Origin of the sequence: Streptomyces fungicidicus, from assembly GCF_003665435.1 — a bacterium.
GTDB classification, from domain to species: Bacteria; Actinomycetota; Actinomycetes; order Streptomycetales; family Streptomycetaceae; genus Streptomyces; species Streptomyces fungicidicus.
Genome location: NZ_CP023407.1, coordinates 1,437,360 through 1,453,407 on the forward strand (window position 1 = coordinate 1,437,360; position 16,048 = coordinate 1,453,407).

Consider the following 16,048-nt stretch of genomic DNA (forward strand, 5'->3'; position numbering starts at 1 on the left):
GTACCTCCTCAGGACGTGTGTGCGGCGGAGTCGTGGTGCAGGTGCATCAGCAGAGAGTCGAGGTAACGCTGCGACGAATTCAGTCGAATCAGCGCACCGACGGCGATCTCACGGCCGACGCGGGGGTCCCGGTCGACCGCCGGGGCGATCACGTTCTTGAACCAACCGGAGGCGTGCACCGCGTCAATGCTGATGTGTGCGTCGTGGTAGGCGATGCCCTCGCGCGGAAGTCCGATGTCCGCCCAGCGGTCGACGACCAGCTTGAAGCGCCGCGGCACCAGATACTCGGTGACCCCGAAGAATCCGACGGACTTGTAGTAGTGGCGGCGGGAGATTGCCAGGCAGGAAGCGAGGTTGCCTGATGCCTTGGCTTCCGGGAGGAGATTGCGGCGAATGTAGTCGCCGTTCACATCCAGGGCATCCAGAGCATGGGCGAACATGGCGGTGTGGACTTCGGCCGGCTTTCCATTGCCCATCTCGTCCCAGTAGTTCCCGGCGATCTCCATCTTCTCGTCGGGAGCGGCACCGATCTGCATGAATGCCAGGATGTCGTCGAACTTGGGGTCGAGATTGGTCTCCTGCGCGAGGTAGAAGCGGAAATCACCCTCGGTGGCCCTGGTCGGAACGAAGTCCCGGTAGAAGGGGTGGGCGGCGGCCGGGTGTTCACCGATGATGCGCTTGAGCCAGTGCACGTACTCCTTGCCGCTCCGCGGGTACGCGGAGATCTGCTCCTCGGATATGGAGTCCAGTTCCGCGGCGAGGACGGCGCCTTCCAGGATCGCCGCGATGTCGCGCAGCACCGGCTGGGTCTCGCAGCCCAGCAGCTCCACCGGCGCACCGGAGAAGTCCTGCTGGTAGATGAGGGCCAGTACGTCGTGCAGCTCCTCGAGCGCCGACGGGTCCTCCTCCACGAAGGCGTGGCGGGTCAGCGCCCGGCACGCCTCGCCGATCCTCCGGCGGGCGGTGTAGTCGGCGTTGAGCCGCTCCCAGGCGTCCGGATCCAGTGCCAGGAATTCCTCGACGACAGAGCGGTCGATCTTGAATGACTCAGGAATCATCACGCGTCCAAGATTCTCAGGAGGTTTTTCCTGCAACGGATCCGGTATCACTCGTTCACCAGCGCGTCGGCTTCGATCTCGACGAGTAGCGACGGATCGACGAGTGCGGAGACTTCGACGATCGTCGAGGCGGGACGGATGTGACCGAAGTATTCGCTGTGTACCTGCCCCACCTTCTCCCATTCGCGGATGTCGGTGACGAAAACACGGGTCCGCATCACGTCCTGGAGGGAGGCGCCGGCGTCCTCGAGTGCCGCTTCGATCCGGCGCAGCGCCTCCCGCGTCTGAGCGAGGACGTCGTCTCCGCCGACCGGCCCGTTCGCGGTCATCGCGGTACTTCCCGCGACGGACACGAACGGCCCGACGCGGACGGCTCTGGAATATCCGAAGACTGACTCGAACCGACTGCCGCCCGATACGAGCTTCCGTCCCGAAGAAGTGGTCACCCTGTCCTCCCCAACAAGTGACATTGGCGTCGCAGCGCATGGCGATACTACGTTCAACCGCCACAGAAAAACGGCTCCACGTGCGGGACAGTCGGGCGGCGGCCGTCGGCCTGTCCCGCCGGCGGGACAGGCCGGGCACCGAACGGGACCGCCTCGGATTCACGTTTCACGAGATCCGGGCAAGTGCGCCCCGTCCATGCATACTTGAGCAGCCGCGGCCTCTTGAACGGCCGCCCCGCGCATCCCGGACAATTCTGGATGGTGAAGCTGAGTGAACGCTGGAAGGCCGGAACTGAATGGCACAGTGGGCGCCGTTTCGTCGACGCACTGGCTGGCCTCCGGTACCGCGATGGCGATACTGGAAAAGGGCGGCAACGCCTTCGACGCAGTCACCGCCGCCGGATTTGTCCTCCAGGTCGTCGAACCGCATTACAACGGCCTGGGCGGAGATGTGTCCGTCCTCGCCTACAAGGCGGCCGACAGGCGCACCACGGCCGTGTGCGGGCAGGGCCCGATGCCGCGGACCGCCACTCCGGGCCACTTCCACGCACTGGGCCTGCGTCAGATACCCGGTTCCGGACTGCTGCCCGCCGTGGTTCCCGGCGCCATGAGCGCGTGGATGCGGCTCCTCGGGGAGTATGGCAGCCTTCCGCTGCGCGATGTCCTCGACGCCGCCATCGGATACGCCACCGACGGCTTCCCACTGCTTCCCGACACGGCACGGGCCATCCAGGTCCTTGCCCCACTGTTTCGCACCGAATGGGCCGAATCGGGACGTACCTATCTCCAGGGTGGGGAAGCGCCGCGCGCCGGTGCCCGCTTCCGCAACTCCGCACTGGCCGGCACATACCAGCGCCTGCTGCGGGAGGCCGAGACGGCCTCCTCCGACCGGGAGGCGCAGATCGCCGCGGCCGAGAATGCCTTCTACCAGGGCTTCGTGGCGGAGGCCGTCGACGCCTTCACCTCGGGCGCCCCGGTCCTCGACGCCACCGGACGCAAGCACCACGGGCTGCTGACCGGACAGGACATGGCCACCTGGCGGGCCACCATCGACGCCCCCGCCCTCCTGACCTACGGGAACCTCGCGGTCCACAAGCCGGGCCCCTGGTCACAGGGTCCCGTGTTCCTGCAGCAACTCGCCCTCCTCGACGGCTTCGACCTGCGCGCCATGGGACTGGGGAGCGCCGAGTACATCCACACGGTCGCCGAGTGCGCCAAGCTGGCCTTCGCCGACCGGGAGGCCTGGTACGGCGATCCCGCGCACAGTGACGTGCCGCTGGACACGCTGCTCAGCCCGGCCTACACGGCGGCCCGCCGCGAGCTGGTCGGGAGCGAGGCGGCGATGGACCTGCGGCCCGGGTCACCGGACGGCCGGCAGCCGTGGATCCCGGTGCAGCAGCCGGACGAACTTCCGCCCGCCGACAGCGAGTGGATGGCGCAGATGCACAGTGGCCTGCCGACCATCGTGCAGGCCACCGCCGCGCGTGGCGACACCTGCACCATCGCTGTCGCCGACCGGCACGGCAACCTCGTCGTCGCGGTGCCGAGCGGCGGCTGGCTGAAGAGCTCCCCGGTGGTTCCCGGCCTCGGCTTCTCGCTGGGCACCCGCGGCCAGACCATGTCCCTCGCCGAGGGACATCCCAACTCGCTGGCACCCGGCCGGCGTCCCCGGACCACGCTGAGCCCGACCCTGGTGCTGCGCGACGGTGAGCCGTACCTGGCGTTCGGGACACCCGGCGGCGACCGGCAGGACCAGTGGACGCTCGGCTTCCACCTGGCCGTGACCGAGTTCGGCCTGGACCTGCAATCGGCCGTCGGGACACTCGCCTTCCACACCGACCACTTTCCCTCGTCCTTCACGCCGCACGAGTCCCGGCCGGGGGTGCTCGTCGTCGAGGAGAACTGCGATCCCTCGACCGTCGACGCGCTGCGGCGCCGCGGTCACGAGGTCGAACTCGCCCCGGCGTTCTCGCTGGGCAAGGTCTGCGCGGTCGGCGTGGATCCGGAGCACCGCTTCCTGCGGGCCGCGGCCAGCCCCCGTGGCTCGCTCGCCTACGCGGTCGGCCGCTGAACCGATCATTCTCTCGCCCAGTTTCCCTATGGGGGTCATACGTCATGCCCGAGAACCTCGTGAGCCCAGACACCGGCGTGGGCCCGGCCACAGCGGCGGCGCCCGGGCCGGCCGGCCGGCCCCGCGGACCGGTCCCTCCGGCATGGCACCACCTCGCCGTGCAGACCGCGGACCTCGACGCCAGCATCTCCTGGTACGAGGACTTCTTCGACGCCAGGACGGCCTGGACTCTGGACACCTTCTCGGAACTCACCCGCCGACGGCTGCCCGGCATCACGCGACTCGCCGAACTGACCGTAGGGGACCTGCGCTTCCACCTGTTCACCCGGGGACCGGAGCACTCCGCCCCGCCACCGGCCGACACGGCGCAGTTCCAGCACGTCTGCCTGGCAGTGCCCTCGCACGAGGCGCTGAAGGACTGGCACGACCGCTGGTCGCACCTGTACTCCTCCGGCCGGTACCGCTTCGCGCGAGCGGAACCGGCCACCGAGATCGTGATCGACCCGGACGGCACCTGCAGCTTCTACGCCCACGACGTCAACGGCGTGGAGTTCGAATTCACCTACCAGCCCGGCGGTGGCGATGAGTCGGCGGGGTGAAGGGCCGGCCCGCGCGGGTGAGCCGCGGTCCACGGGACCGGCGGCCGAACCGGGAGCACGCGCGTACGGGCTCGAACCACTCGTCCTCCCCCCGCGCCCTCTGCCATTTCCGGCCCGCCCGGCCGACGGACCATGGGCGGAGTCCCGGCTGGACACAGCGGCCGAGGACGCGGCGTACACCGACGCACTCGACCTCTCCGACCCGGACCACGCCGAGCGGCTCTTCTGGTTCCGGTGGATCACCGGCCACCAGGCCAGCTTCGCCCTGTGGCAGCTCACCGCCGCCGCCCTCGCGCAGGCGTCCGAGGCTTCCGGGAAGCAGCGCCCGGCCGCCGTGGAGCGGGCACTGTCCTTCGTGAGGGGCTACTCCGCACTGCTGCTCTACACGAGTTCCTGCTCGGCGGGTCTCTACCACCGGGTGATCAGGCCGAGCATGGTCCGTCACCATCCGGCCATGAGCGGAAGCTGGGCCTCGGACTACGGGTGGGTGCGGTCGCTGTACTCCGGCCGGGAGCCGCTGCTCAAGGACGAGTGCGCAGCCGGACTGCGCCGCGAGATCGAGCTCAACACCCTGGTGCACGAGGGCGTCGCCGAGACGCTCGTCCCGTCCGGGGCGTCGCTCTTCCAGACGAGCGTGGCACAGGGGGGACCACGTCTGGAGTCCCGGAACACCCTGGTGACCCTCTACGACCTGTACTTCCTCACCCTGCGGGACCCCCACGCCACCTACGAGTCCGTGGTGGCGCAACTCGAGTGGCGGCTGAAGGCGATCTGCGCCGATATCAGCAACAACACGCTGCGCCCGGCGGTCGACGGTGAGGAGCCGATGACGGCCGCCCGGCTACGGGACCCCGCAGTCGTCGACATCGAATGGTCGGTGCCCACGATCCTGCGGCAGGCGGTACGCGCCTCGCGTGGTTGCCCGGCAGTGCTGTCCGGCACGCGTGCCCCGGGCTCCGAATAGCCGGGGAGCGGGCGGAGGCCGCGGCCGGGCAGTGCCCGGCCGCGGCCTCCGGCGTCGGTTCGCCCGGTCCGGATCAGAGTGCGCGCACCCTCGGCAGCACCTCGCCGGCGACTCGCTCCAGCATCGCCGGGTCGCCGGCGTACACCCCTTCCGCCCTTGGCCAGTGGATCACCAGATGCGTGATGCCCGCCTTGGCGTAGTCCACCGCCATCTCCTCGAAGCTCTCGGGGGAGGCAAGCGGGTCTCCGGCCGCCGGCGTGGCGACGAAGATCCGGTCGATCTCGTCGGGGTCGCGGTCCACGGCCTCGCACGCCGCGCGCAGCCGGTCGGTCTGGTCCCGCACCGCCGCCAGGCATGACGCGGGCGTGACACCTTCCGGGAACGCCGGCGGACCGAGGGTGACCCAGCCCTGCCCGTAACGGGCGACGAGCGCGAGGCCCCGGGGCCCGGTCGCGGCGAGCGCGAAGGGAACCCGCGGCCGCTGTACGCACGAGGCGATCACCCGTGCCTCACTGGTCCGGTAGAACCGTCCCTCGTACGACGTCACGGGCTCCCGCAGCAGACGGTCCGTCAACTCCACGAATTCGGCGAACCGGTCGGCGCGTTCGCCCGGGGTGAGGACGGTGTCGTCGACGACACCGGAGTCCCCCGCCCCAGGGGACCCGGCCCCAATTCCCAGGGTGAACCGGCCACCCGAGATGTCGTCGACCGTCATCGCCTCACTCGCGGTGACGACCGGGTGGCGGAAGTTCGGCGAGGTGACCAGCGTGCCGATACGGATTCGGCTGGTCGCACAGGCCGCAGCGGTCAGCACCGGCACGGTGGCGAACCATTCCCCGGCGCCCAGGCTGCGCCACCACAGGTGGTCGTACATCCAGGCCGAGTCGAATCCGAGGTCTTCCGCCCTGCGCCAGAGTTCACCGCTGTGCCGCCACCGCCGTTCCGGCAGGATCACCACTCCGACGCGCACGCTCAGTCCTCCGCGGCCGGTGCGAGGTCGTAGAAGCACATGCGCGGTCCCGCCACGGCCGGGGTGAGGATGCGCCGGCACTCCAGCCGGGTCTGCTCGAACACCCGCAACCAGCTGTGACGGTCCTGCGGGATGCCCTGGTCGGTCAGGACATGTACCAGGAAGAAGTCGGAGTCGTTCTCCCGGTCGTCGTATCGCGGTTCCGGCTCGCCGACGAGGAGCATCTTCCGGCCGGATACGTCGGCATAGGTGTTCAGGACGTCGACGACCGCCTGCTCACCGTCGCGGAAGTGCTCGTGGAGCATGCCGATCGCGAACAGGGTCTCGGCCTCGTGGCAGGCGTCGGGCCAGGTGTGCGGGGCGAAAGCGTCCGCGACGAAGAAGCTGAGCCGGTCGGCGACGCCGTTGCGGCGAGCCAGTTCCTGGGCGGCCGCCACCGCCTCGGGGGCCAGGTCGATGCCCACACCGCTGAAGCCGGGATCGTTCAGACACGCGTCCACCAGCAGCTGGCCGCCGCCACAGCCGAGGTCCAGGGCACGTGTGGCGCCCCGGCCGCGCATCGCCTCCAGGACGATCGGTGTGTAATACCGCGCGAAGACCGTCGCGCAGTGCTTGCTCAGAGGGCCACCGGCACGTTTCACCTCCACGCCGTAAGTGGCCCGCCCGGTCAGCAGCTCGCCGACCTTCCCAGTAACCGGACCGTAAGCTTCCAGATAGAACCCGAGGCGCGCCATGGGTATTTCCCCGGTAAGCAGTTCTCCCTTCCGGGTCAAGCGGTACTCTTCCTCCCACTGCGAGAGCACTCCCCGCACCTCGAGATAGCGCAGCAGGTTCTCAGCGATCCGCGAGTTCAGCCCCTCGAGCAATCCCGCTTTCACACTGTTGCGGCCGGTTCGTATCCTGTCCAGGATCCCGCATTCGGACACGGCCAGAAGAACCTGACCCAGGTGGATGGAGCCGATGATCTCGGGCATTCCCGACAGCTGGAATTCCTCCCAGGTCACCACGCCCTTCCTGTCGTGCAGTTCGAGCATTTCGACACCGGATCCCATGTAACCCGCACTCTCGTAGTCCGCCACAGCGTTACAACCTCTTCCGATGGTTGACGTCAGCAAGTCAAACCGCTCTGTCGAGAACTGCGCCCATCCATTCCGTCAGGGTGGTGCTGCTCTTGCGGGCCGCCGCCTCCCAGCGGTCCAGACGGTCCTGGGCGATGCGCACGCTCAGCCGCACCTCGGACTCGTCCGGCTCATCAGCACTTTCGCGGCTCGCCCGGACCTGCTTGCGCAGTTCGTTGCGGGACCAGCTCAGCCTGGACGCGAAGTCGAGCCAGTGGTCCTGCTCCTCCTCGGTCAGCGCCGCAACCTCCATATGGTGCTGGAACGTCAGGTCCGCGCAGCGCCGGTCGGGCACGAACCTGCGAGCCACCCATGCGTAGTTGCGTAGCGTCTGGTAGTCGAGCGTGGTCTCCGCCATGGCCCGCTTGTAGCGATCCGGAAACCGCTCCTGACCGAAGACCAGCCAGTCACCGATCCACCACGCCGACGAGTCCGAGAGGCCGGCGATACGCTCCCCGAGTCGCTGCCACGCGGCGATCGTCATGTCCCTCGGGAGTCTCAGCGATGTCCTTTCCACCTCGCCGAGAGCTTCCGGGCCGCCACCGCCCGAGAGCACTCGGGCACCATCTCCCGCCGTCATCGCGTTGTGCATCACAGCCATTTCCAAGGCGAAGTGCCCCTTCTCGTCCCGATGCTTCCGATCTGTGCCACCCTGCCGCATCGCTGCCGGTGGCGGGTTCTCGTCTCGTACAGTGCGGTGAAGCCGATGCGCCCCGACTCGTCTCGGCGCACGCCCGCCGGGCCGCCCTACCGCCCGCTGCCCCGTTCCGCCCGGCTTCCCGGCTTCCCGGCTTCCCGGCAGTGACGAGACCTCCGTTGCGACCTGCGGCGCGAAGAAGGAAGGGCCGGCCGCCATCGCCGCACAGCCATCCCTCGGCAACCCGGTGACAGCGTGTCGCCGACACGGCGGGCCCGGAGTCGGCGCCGCAGGACGAGACACGGACCTCTCGGGTACGGCGTGCACGTCCGTCCCCGACGTCAACCCGGCCGGTGGAGGGGGAAGCGAATCATCGACGCTTCATCCCGTCCGAAGCAGCCAACGACTTCCGGAGGCTCTCAGAGTCCTTCTTGAGTCGGGCGCGCCCACATCAGCGGGAGGCGAAGTCTTCTCGTCCCGGACCGTACCGGCGTCTCCGACGCCGCCCGCATTCCGAGGGCAGGACTTTCCTCGAGAAGCCATTCTCACAACGTCCCCCGATTCTTCTGCTTGCCCACCTCGAGGTGCTCTCTCGGGTGGCGAAACATCGAACGTCCAAGCGCCGGGACTTCATCACATCTCTGCTCCCCTCATGATGCAGGCCGCCCCGGGTCATCACGAGCCTTGTTCACGTTCATGCAGTCCCTGCGACGGAATCTCCTAACGGACCCTAGGGTGATCGCGAGCTTCAGAGTTTGTCGTACGTGCTGGAATCTTTGCCAGTCGTGCATGGCCTCGCGGTGCCCCACAGCAGACAAGGACCCTTGCGTGTCCCCCTGCGACGCCATTGCACAGTGGGAGAGACGACTGCCAAGCTGATGTTGCACCCGGCGTTCGAGGGGGAGTTGTGACGGAACGGGCCGAGAACTTGTCAGGTAGACGTTATGGCCGGGACCTGCGAAACCCTGCCTCATGAACCGGGCCCTGGACACCGCCTTCATACCGCCGCAGGACCGCGAAGAAGTAATCCGGAACGCGGTGTGGGAATCCATGGTGGCGGTCGAGATCGACCATCGCCCCCCGGCGGGGGAAATCTCCGCGCGCGTAAGGCTGGGCGCGGCAGGGCCTCTCAGGATCCTCTCGGCGCAGGCGACCGCGGTCACCGTCCGCCGCACGGATCGGAGAGCCCGGCAGGACGAGGAGCCGGCCGTCTTCCTCGGCTTTCAGATGACGGGCACCAGCCTGGTGGTGCAGAACGGCCGTGAGTGCCTGCTGAGGCCCGGTGACTTCGCCGTCTACGAATCGACGTCGCCCTACACGCTCGTCTTCGACGAGGGAGTCGACCATCACTTCATGCGTCTCCCCCGCACGGCACTCGCACTGCCCGAACGGTCGTTACGGAACATCGCCGCGGTACCACTCGGCCCCGGCAACCCCCTGGCGCGCCTCGCCTTCACCTACTTCACCCAACTGGCCATGAGCGACGGACTGCACGACGGGGTGCACGCGCATGCCGTCGTCGAACCCAGCATCGAACTGCTTCGTGCCGTCGTGGCGTCCCAGCCCGACGACTCCGGCCGGGCGAAAGCACCGCTGGACGAGACACTCGGACTGCGGATCACCCAGTACATCCGGGAGCATCTGGCCGCACCCGATCTGTCGGCGGCACGGATCGCCGCCGCACACGGCATCTCCGTGCGTCATCTCTACGCCGTGCTGTCCCGCTCCGGCATCAGCCTCGGCGACTGGATCCGTACACACCGCCTGGCAGAGTGCAGACGGGAGCTGGCCGAATCGAACGGGCGGGTGCGGACCATCGCGGCGATCGGGCAGAGTTGGGGCTTCGTGAACGCGACCCACTTCAGCAAGGCGTTCAAGCAGACCTACGGGATGTCACCCCGAGCCTGGCGCGACCAGAATCGCCCTACCCCGTCGGCCTGACCGTTTCCCTTCAGGGCCTCGTAGCGTAGAAGGCCACGGCGGAGGCCGCGGCGACGTTGAGGGAGTCCACTCCTCCGGACATCGGGATCCGGACCCACTCGTCGGCCGAGCGCAGGGCGTCGGCCGACAGACCGTCGCCTTCGGTGCCGAGCATGAGCACCAGCTTCTCGTACCAGCGGGCAGCCAGCTCTTCCAGCGTGATCGAATTCTCGTCGAGGCACAGGGCAGCCGTCACGAAGCCGTGCTCGCGGAAGATCCCGGCATCCTGCGGCCAGGAGGTCAGCCGGGTCCAGGGGACGTGGAAGACGGCGCCCATCGACACCTTCACGGCCCGGCGGTAGAGGGGGTCGGCGCAGCGTGGTGTGAGGAGGACGGCGTCGACGCCCAGGGCGGCCGCGTTGCGGAAGGCGGCCCCCAGATTGGCGTGGTCGACCAGGTCCTCGAAGACGGCGACGCGCCGGACCGCGGTCTCTCGCGGAGCCGAGGAGGGCATCGTGCCGACGCCGCGCAGCACGTCGGCCGCCGTGGGCAGCGGTGTGCGCTGCATGGAGGCGAGGGCGCCGCGGTGCACGTGGTAGCCGGTGACCTTTTCGGCGAGCGCGGGCTCGACGACGTACACCGGGGCTTCGGCGCGGTCGATGACGTCCCGCATGACGTCGGCCCACTTCGGCGTCAGCAGCATCGACCGCATGGCGTAGCCGGCCTCTCCGGCGCGCCTGATGACCTTCTCGCCCTCGGCGATGAACAGGCCCTCGGCGGGCTCGCGGCGGCGGCGCAGTTCGACGTCGGTGAGGCCGGTGTAGTCGTGCAGACGCGGGTCGTCGGGGTCCTCGACGGTGATCAGCCCGGCCATGTCACACCGTCCCGCGCGGGCCGACGCCGACGACCTCGCCGATGACGATGACGGCCGGCGGCTTCACGTCCTGGGCGACGACCGTGTCGGCGACCGTGGCGAGGGTGGCGTCGACGCGGCGCTGGGCCGCCGTGGTGCCCTCCTGGACCAGGGCGACCGGGGTGTCCGGGGACTTGCCGTTCGCCACCAGGGTCTCGGCGATGCGGCCGATCTTGTCGACGCCCATGAGGACGACGAGGGTGCCGGTGAGCTTCGCCAGGGACGGCCAGTCGACCAGGGAGCGCTCGTCGTCGGGGGCGACATGGCCGCTGACCACGGTGAACTCGTGGGCGACGCCGCGGTGGGTGACCGGGATGCCGGCCGCGCCGGGGACCGAGATGGAGCTGGAGATGCCGGGGACGACGGTGCAGGGGATACCCGCCTCGGCGAGCGCCTGGAGTTCCTCCATGCCGCGGCCGAAGACGTAGGGGTCGCCGCCCTTGAGGCGCACCACGGACTTGCCCCGCCGGGCGTGCTCGATCAGCGCGTCGTTGATGGCCTCCTGGGCCATGAAGCGGCCATAGGGGATCTTCGCCGCGTCGATCACCTCGACGTGCGGCGGGAGTTCGGCGAGGAGGTCGCGGGGGCCGAGCCGGTCGGCGATGACGACGTCGGCCTCGGCGAGCAGACGACGCCCGCGCACGGTGATCAGGTCCGGGTCGCCGGGGCCGCCGCCGACCAGGGCGACGCCCGGGGTGCGGGTGCGGTGGTGCGGGGCGACGAGGGTGCCGTCGCGCAGGCCCTCGACGACGGCGTCGCGGATGGCGGCGGTGTGGCGGGGGTCGCGGCCGCGGGCCTCCGTGGTGAGGACGGCGACGGTGACGCCCTCGCTGGAGCCCGTGGCCGGGGTCCACGCGGTCGCGGCGTCGGCGTCGTCGGAGCGGACGCACCACACGCGGTGGGCTTCCGCTTCGGCCGAGGCGCGGGTGTTCGCGTCGGTGTCGCTGGTGGCGATGAGGGCGTACCAGGCGGTCGCGAGGTCGCCTTCGGCGTAGCCGCGCCGGTGCCAGGTGATCTCGCCGGCGTCGGCCATGGCCTCCACGGAGGGAGTGGCCTCGGGGGACACGAGGTGGATGTCGGCGCCCGCCGCGATGAGGGCGGGGAGGCGGCGCTGGGCGACCTGGCCGCCGCCGAGGACGACGACCCTGCGGCCGGTGAGGCGGAGGCCTACGGGGTAGGCGGGGTTTTCGGCCATCAGGAGGCTCCTCGGACAAACGGTCGGTCAGCGGGCACGCTGCGCCTTCGGAGCGGGCCTGACGTGGGGATTTTATGCGCGCGTCCGGTGGGGGCGGGACGGGTGGGGTGTTTTCCCCGGCCCGCCCCTCCCCGGACCGGGGGCGCTGCCCCCGGTCCCCGCACAGCGGTGCGGGCTACTTCTCCGTGACTCCCGCCGAATCGAAGGTCGCCACCTCGTGCATCGCGCGTGCCGTGCTCTGCACCAGGGGCAGGGCGAGCAGTGCGCCGGTGCCCTCGCCGAGGCGGAGGTCGAGGTCGACCAGGGGGCGCAGGCCCAGCTTGTTGAGGGCGGCGACGTGGCCGGGCTCCGCGCTGCGGTGGCCCGCGATGCAGGCGGCCAGGACCTCGGGGGCGATGGCCCGGGCCACCAGGGCGGCGGCGCCGGCGCTGACGCCGTCCAGGATCACCGGCGTACGCAGTGAGGCGCCGCCGAGGAGCAGGCCGACCATGGCCGCGTGCTCGAATCCGCCGACCGCTGCGAGCACTCCGATGGGGTCGGCCGGGTCCGGCTGGTGGAATTCGAGGGCGCGGCGCACGACCTCGGTCTTGCGGGCGAGGGTCTCGTCGTTGATGCCGGTGCCCCGGCCGGTGACCTCCGCCGGGTCGGCGCCGGTGAAGACGGAGATGAGGGCGGCGGACGCGGTGGTGTTGGCGATGCCCATCTCGCCGGTGAGCAGCGCCTTGTTGCCGGCCGCGACCAGGTCACGGGCGGTCTCGATGCCGACCTCGATGGCCTGCTTGGCCTCTTCGCGGGTCATCGCGGGGCCGGTGGTCATGTCGGAGGTGCCGGCGCGGACCTTGCGCGGCAGCAGGCCGGGCGTGGCCGGGAGGTCGGAGGAGACGCCCACATCGACGACGCAGACCTCGGCGCCGACCTGGGCGGCGAAGGCGTTGCAGACCGCTCCCCCGCCGAGGAAGTTGGCCACCATCTGGGCGGTGACCTCCTGCGGCCAGGGGGTGACGCCCTGGGCGTGCACACCGTGGTCGCCGGCGAAGATCGCCACGGCGGCGGGCTCCGGGATGGGCGGCGGGCACTGCCGGGACAGGCCGGAGAGCTGGGCGGAGATGATCTCCAGCATGCCGAGCGCGCCGGCCGGCTTGGTCATGCGCTTCTGGCGCTCCCATGCCTCGCCGAGCGCCTTGGCGTCCAGCGGGCGGATCTGTGCGACGGTTTCGGCGAGCAGGTCGTGGGGGTCCTCTCCGGGCAGGGCACGGCGCCCGTACGTCTCCTCGTGCACGACCCACGACAGCGGGCGGCGCTTGGACCAGCCGGCCTGCATCAGCTCGGGCTCGTCCGGGAACTCGTCGACGTAGCCCACGCACAGGTAGGCGACGACCTCGAGGTGTTCGGGCAGGCCGAGGGCGCGGACCATCTCGCGCTCGTCGAAGAAGCTGACCCAGCCGACGCCGAGGCCCTCGGCGCGGGCGGCGAGCCAGAGGTTCTCCACGGCGAGCGCGGAGGAGTACGGCGCCATCTGGGGCTGGGTGTGACGGCCGAGGGTGTGCCGGCCGCCGCGGGTCGGGTCGGCGGTGACGACGATGTTGACCGGGGTGTCGAGGATGGCCTCGATCTTCAGTTCCTTGAACTGCTTGGCCCGGCCCTTGGGGAGCGACTTCGCGTACGCCTCGCGCTGACGCATCGCCAGTTCATGCATGGCGCGGCGGGTGTCGGCGGAGCGGATGACGACGAAGTCCCAGGGCTGCGAGTGGCCGACGGAGGGCGCGGTGTGGGCGGCCTCCAGGACGCGGAGCAGCACCTCGTGCGGGATGGGGTCGCCGCGGAAGCCCTTGCGGATGTCGCGGCGTTCGCGCATGACCTTCAGCACGGCCTCGCGCTCGGCGTCGTCGTAGCCGGGGGCGGCCGTGCCGGCGGGCGGAGCGGCGGTCTCCTCGTCGACTCCGGCGCCCTGGGTGTCCAGGTCGTCCGGGTTCTGCGCCGGTTCGGCGTCCGCCTCGCGGGGCTCCTCGGCGGGGACGGTCACGCCCTGCGGCGGGGTCGGCGCGAGGTGCGGGGCGGTGGGCACGGTCCCGTCCACGGGGACGAACTCCCCGAGGGGCAGGCCGGGTTCGGAGTCCGGGCCGACGGTGGCGGGGAGGGGGGCGGGGGGCTGCGGCACGCCCTGGACCGGGGCGCCGTCCGCGGGGGCCGGTGCGGCGGCGGAGTCGGCCGACTCCGCCGTGACGACGGCGGGGAGCGCGTCGGCGAGGGCTTCATCGGCCGCTGTCGCGGAAGCCGCCGCGACGGCTTCGGCCGGTTCCGGGACGGGCGGGGCCGCCTCCGGCTCGACGGCCTGCTCCGGCTCCGGAGCGACCGCGACGGGTGCGGCGTCGTCGGGGACGGCGCCGGACGGCTCCGGCAGTACACCGTCGCCGACCACGGCAGCGGACGGCTCCGGCAGTACCGCGTCGACGACCACGGCGGCGGACGGCTCGGGGGGTACGGCGTCGCCGACCACGGCGGCGGACGGCTCGGGGGGTACGGCGGCCTCCGGGGACGGCATCGGCTCGGCGGCCGGAACCGGCGCGGTGTCGGCCTCCGGGGCGGCGGCCTCCGGAGACGGCGCGGCTTCGGGAACGGCGACGGGTGCGATGTCCTCCGGGGCGGCGGCTTCGGGAGCCGGCACATGCTCCGGGGCGACGGCCTCGGCAGCCGGCGGCTCGACGGCCGGAGCCGCTTCGGCGACCGGCGCGACGGGGGCCTCGGCGACCTCGGCGGACGGGGCCTCGACGGCGTCCACCGCCTCGGTGACCTGGGGCACGGTCGCTTCGGCGGCCGGCGGCTCGACGGCCTGAGCCGCCTCGGCCCCTTCCTGTTCTTGCCCAACGACGGCGGTCTCCGCGTCCGGCGCCTCGGGAGCGCCCGGAACGGCGGCCGGTGCCGGAACGGCCTGCGGTTCCCCGGCCACGGGCACATCCTCCGGAGCGGCAGCCTCCGCAGGGGTGACCGGGACGGCCCCGGCCGCCGGGGCCGGCTCCGGTACGACGTCCGGCTCGGGGGCCACGGCGACGGCCTGCGGCGGCGCCTCAGCCCCGGCGCCCGGCTCCCGCGCGAGCTGCGGAGCGGGGACCTCGGCCGGCGGCACCGCGCCGGGAGCGGGCACCTCGGCGGCCTCCGGACGCGGCGCCTCCGCGACCGCGACGGCTTCGCTGCCCTGCACGGCCCCCGCCTCCGTGGCGACACGGGCGACGACCGCCTGGGCCACGTCCACCGGCTGAGGCGCCGGCAGGGACGCGGGCACCGGAACAACCGTTTCCGCAGTCGGCGCCCCCGCGCCCACCTGGGCCTGCGCCACCCAGGGTGCGGCTCCCTGCGGTGCCGTCGCCTCGCGGGCGCGCGGGATGTCGAGGTACTCCGGGCCCAGGGTCGGCGGCCCCGCGTGGCGGGCCGGCAGGTCGGCGGGCCCCCGGTCGGCGAGCGAGCGGACCGGGCCGGCGGAGACGTTGGGGATGGGCGGTCCCAGGTGCAGCGGGCGGCGAGGCGCCGCCTGGGCCGGCTGCGGGGCTTCGGGGAGCCGGACGCCGCTGAGGTCGACCGAGCCGCTGTCGCGGCCGGCCGTCTCGTGCGGGCCCGGCTCGTGCACGGTCTCGACGACCGGTTCGGGCGCGGGCGGGGCGATCTCGTTGCCCCAGGCGCTCTGGGCGCCGGGCAGCAACAGGTCTTCGTCCTCGGCGGGACTGTCGGAGAGGTAGGTGTACGCCTCGGGCGCGATGACGCCCGGCTGCTCCACCATGCCTGCGTTCTCCGGCAGTCCCTCGCCCGGGACCTGGCCGGTGTCGGTCATGCGTACCCCTCGCCCATCGGTTAGTGCTCCTACGACCAGCTCACCCGGAACGGCGCACCGACCGCCCCACACTGAAGAACGAGCGTGCGTCCCCAGCGGCACGAACGGCCCGTCCGAAAAAGGCGACAAAGCCCTTCACCGTCATTGTCGCGGCCGTACGGCCGTCGCGTCAGCTTGATCGGCGACGGTTCCACTGTGGACTGCGCCACGTTGCGCGTCCTCCGGTTCCCTGCCGTACCACGACCCACCCCAAAACGGGCACGCTTTCCGGACATTGGCCGACGAAGCGCCGGGTGTCCGGGTGCGGTACAACGATCGGCCAGCCTACCCCGCG

The 16,048-nt window shown here is 71.0% G+C and carries 12 protein-coding genes; 4 read left to right on the plus strand and 8 right to left on the minus strand.

Annotation, left to right across the window (positions count from 1 at the left end):
* Positions 1 to 8 precede the first annotated feature (8 nt).
* Together CNQ36_RS06440 and CNQ36_RS06445 are read right to left on the minus strand one after the other, a co-directional pair.
* A complete protein-coding gene (locus CNQ36_RS06440) occupies positions 9 to 1,058 on the minus strand; it encodes an iron-containing redox enzyme family protein (RefSeq protein WP_121545272.1) in 1,050 nt (349 codons plus the stop codon).
* 47 nt (positions 1,059 to 1,105) lie between these two features.
* A complete protein-coding gene (locus CNQ36_RS06445; RefSeq protein WP_004933744.1) occupies positions 1,106 to 1,528 on the minus strand; it encodes a RidA family protein in 423 nt (140 codons plus the stop codon).
* 325 nt (positions 1,529 to 1,853) lie between these two features.
* Between CNQ36_RS06445 and CNQ36_RS06450 the strand changes: the two genes are divergently transcribed.
* The 3 genes from CNQ36_RS06450 (at position 1,854) to CNQ36_RS06460 (ending at position 5,138) form a co-directional block, all read left to right on the plus strand.
* Positions 1,854 to 3,575 carry a gamma-glutamyltransferase family protein gene (locus tag CNQ36_RS06450; RefSeq protein ID WP_228312924.1) on the plus strand — a complete coding sequence of 574 codons (1,722 nt, stop codon included), beginning with the start codon at positions 1,854 to 1,856 and terminating at the stop codon, positions 3,573 to 3,575.
* A gap of 158 nt (positions 3,576 to 3,733) precedes the next feature.
* The gene (locus CNQ36_RS06455; protein ID WP_040907652.1) at positions 3,734 to 4,174 is read left to right on the plus strand and encodes a VOC family protein; all 441 of its coding nucleotides are present in this window, start codon (positions 3,734 to 3,736) and stop codon (positions 4,172 to 4,174) included.
* Positions 4,158 to 5,138 (plus strand): L-tyrosine 3-hydroxylase, encoded by a 981-nt coding sequence (locus CNQ36_RS06460; RefSeq protein WP_121545274.1) that lies wholly within the window; start codon positions 4,158 to 4,160, stop codon positions 5,136 to 5,138. Before CNQ36_RS06455 ends, CNQ36_RS06460 begins: the two co-directional genes overlap by 17 nt.
* A 73-nt stretch (positions 5,139 to 5,211) precedes the next feature.
* Here the strand turns inward: CNQ36_RS06460 and CNQ36_RS06465 are convergent, their stop codons facing one another.
* The 3 genes from CNQ36_RS06465 to hrmB are packed head-to-tail and all read right to left on the minus strand — an operon-like array spanning position 5,212 to position 7,818.
* Positions 5,212 to 6,108: an LLM class flavin-dependent oxidoreductase gene (locus CNQ36_RS06465; protein ID WP_228312925.1), complete on the minus strand. Its 897-nt coding sequence runs from the start codon at positions 6,106 to 6,108 to the stop codon at positions 5,212 to 5,214.
* Between the two features lie 2 nt (positions 6,109 to 6,110).
* Positions 6,111 to 7,187: an SAM-dependent methyltransferase gene (locus CNQ36_RS06470; protein WP_228312926.1), complete on the minus strand. Its 1,077-nt coding sequence runs from the start codon at positions 7,185 to 7,187 to the stop codon at positions 6,111 to 6,113.
* A gap of 37 nt (positions 7,188 to 7,224) precedes the next feature.
* Positions 7,225 to 7,818, minus strand: coding sequence for a hormaomycin biosynthesis transcriptional activator HrmB (gene hrmB, locus CNQ36_RS06475; RefSeq protein ID WP_167499294.1), 594 nt, complete (start codon positions 7,816 to 7,818; stop codon positions 7,225 to 7,227).
* A gap of 1,017 nt (positions 7,819 to 8,835) precedes the next feature.
* Here hrmB and CNQ36_RS06480 point away from each other — a divergent pair.
* Positions 8,836 to 9,804: an AraC-like ligand-binding domain-containing protein gene (locus CNQ36_RS06480; RefSeq protein ID WP_004933729.1), complete on the plus strand. Its 969-nt coding sequence runs from the start codon at positions 8,836 to 8,838 to the stop codon at positions 9,802 to 9,804.
* A 10-nt stretch (positions 9,805 to 9,814) separates the two neighbouring features.
* On the opposite strand, the gene CNQ36_RS06485 is transcribed toward CNQ36_RS06480, so the two are convergent.
* The 3 genes from CNQ36_RS06485 to cobT all read right to left on the minus strand — a co-directional run bounded on the left by CNQ36_RS06485 (position 9,815) and on the right by cobT (position 15,714).
* Positions 9,815 to 10,657 (minus strand): TrmH family RNA methyltransferase, encoded by an 843-nt coding sequence (locus tag CNQ36_RS06485; protein ID WP_121545277.1) that lies wholly within the window; start codon positions 10,655 to 10,657, stop codon positions 9,815 to 9,817.
* Position 10,658: 1 nt separating this feature from the next.
* Complete coding sequence (cobA, locus tag CNQ36_RS06490) at positions 10,659 to 11,891, minus strand: uroporphyrinogen-III C-methyltransferase (protein WP_121545278.1); 1,233 nt, start codon at positions 11,889 to 11,891, stop codon at positions 10,659 to 10,661.
* A gap of 175 nt (positions 11,892 to 12,066) precedes the next feature.
* The gene (gene cobT, locus CNQ36_RS06495) at positions 12,067 to 15,714 is read right to left on the minus strand and encodes a nicotinate-nucleotide--dimethylbenzimidazole phosphoribosyltransferase (protein WP_121545279.1); all 3,648 of its coding nucleotides are present in this window, start codon (positions 15,712 to 15,714) and stop codon (positions 12,067 to 12,069) included.
* Between the last annotated feature and the right edge of the window lie 334 nt (positions 15,715 to 16,048).

Bases quoted from the DNA above. Each gene is read 5' to 3' on its own strand.
- CNQ36_RS06445 (WP_004933744.1), bottom strand. From the start codon at position 1,528: ATGTCACTTGTTGGGGAGGACAGGGTGACCACTTCTTCGGGACGGAAG.
- cobA (WP_121545278.1), bottom strand. From the start codon at position 11,891: ATGGCCGAAAACCCCGCCTACCCCGTAGGCCTCCGCCTCACCGGCCGC.
- CNQ36_RS06485 (WP_121545277.1), bottom strand. From the start codon at position 10,657: ATGGCCGGGCTGATCACCGTCGAGGACCCCGACGACCCGCGTCTGCAC.
- CNQ36_RS06480 (WP_004933729.1), top strand. From the start codon at position 8,836: ATGAACCGGGCCCTGGACACCGCCTTCATACCGCCGCAGGACCGCGAA.
- CNQ36_RS06460 (WP_121545274.1), top strand. From the start codon at position 4,158: ATGAGTCGGCGGGGTGAAGGGCCGGCCCGCGCGGGTGAGCCGCGGTCC.
- cobT (WP_121545279.1), bottom strand. From the start codon at position 15,714: ATGACCGACACCGGCCAGGTCCCGGGCGAGGGACTGCCGGAGAACGCA.
- CNQ36_RS06450 (WP_228312924.1), top strand. From the start codon at position 1,854: ATGGCGATACTGGAAAAGGGCGGCAACGCCTTCGACGCAGTCACCGCC.
- CNQ36_RS06440 (WP_121545272.1), bottom strand. From the start codon at position 1,058: ATGATTCCTGAGTCATTCAAGATCGACCGCTCTGTCGTCGAGGAATTC.
- hrmB (WP_167499294.1), bottom strand. From the start codon at position 7,818: ATGCACAACGCGATGACGGCGGGAGATGGTGCCCGAGTGCTCTCGGGC.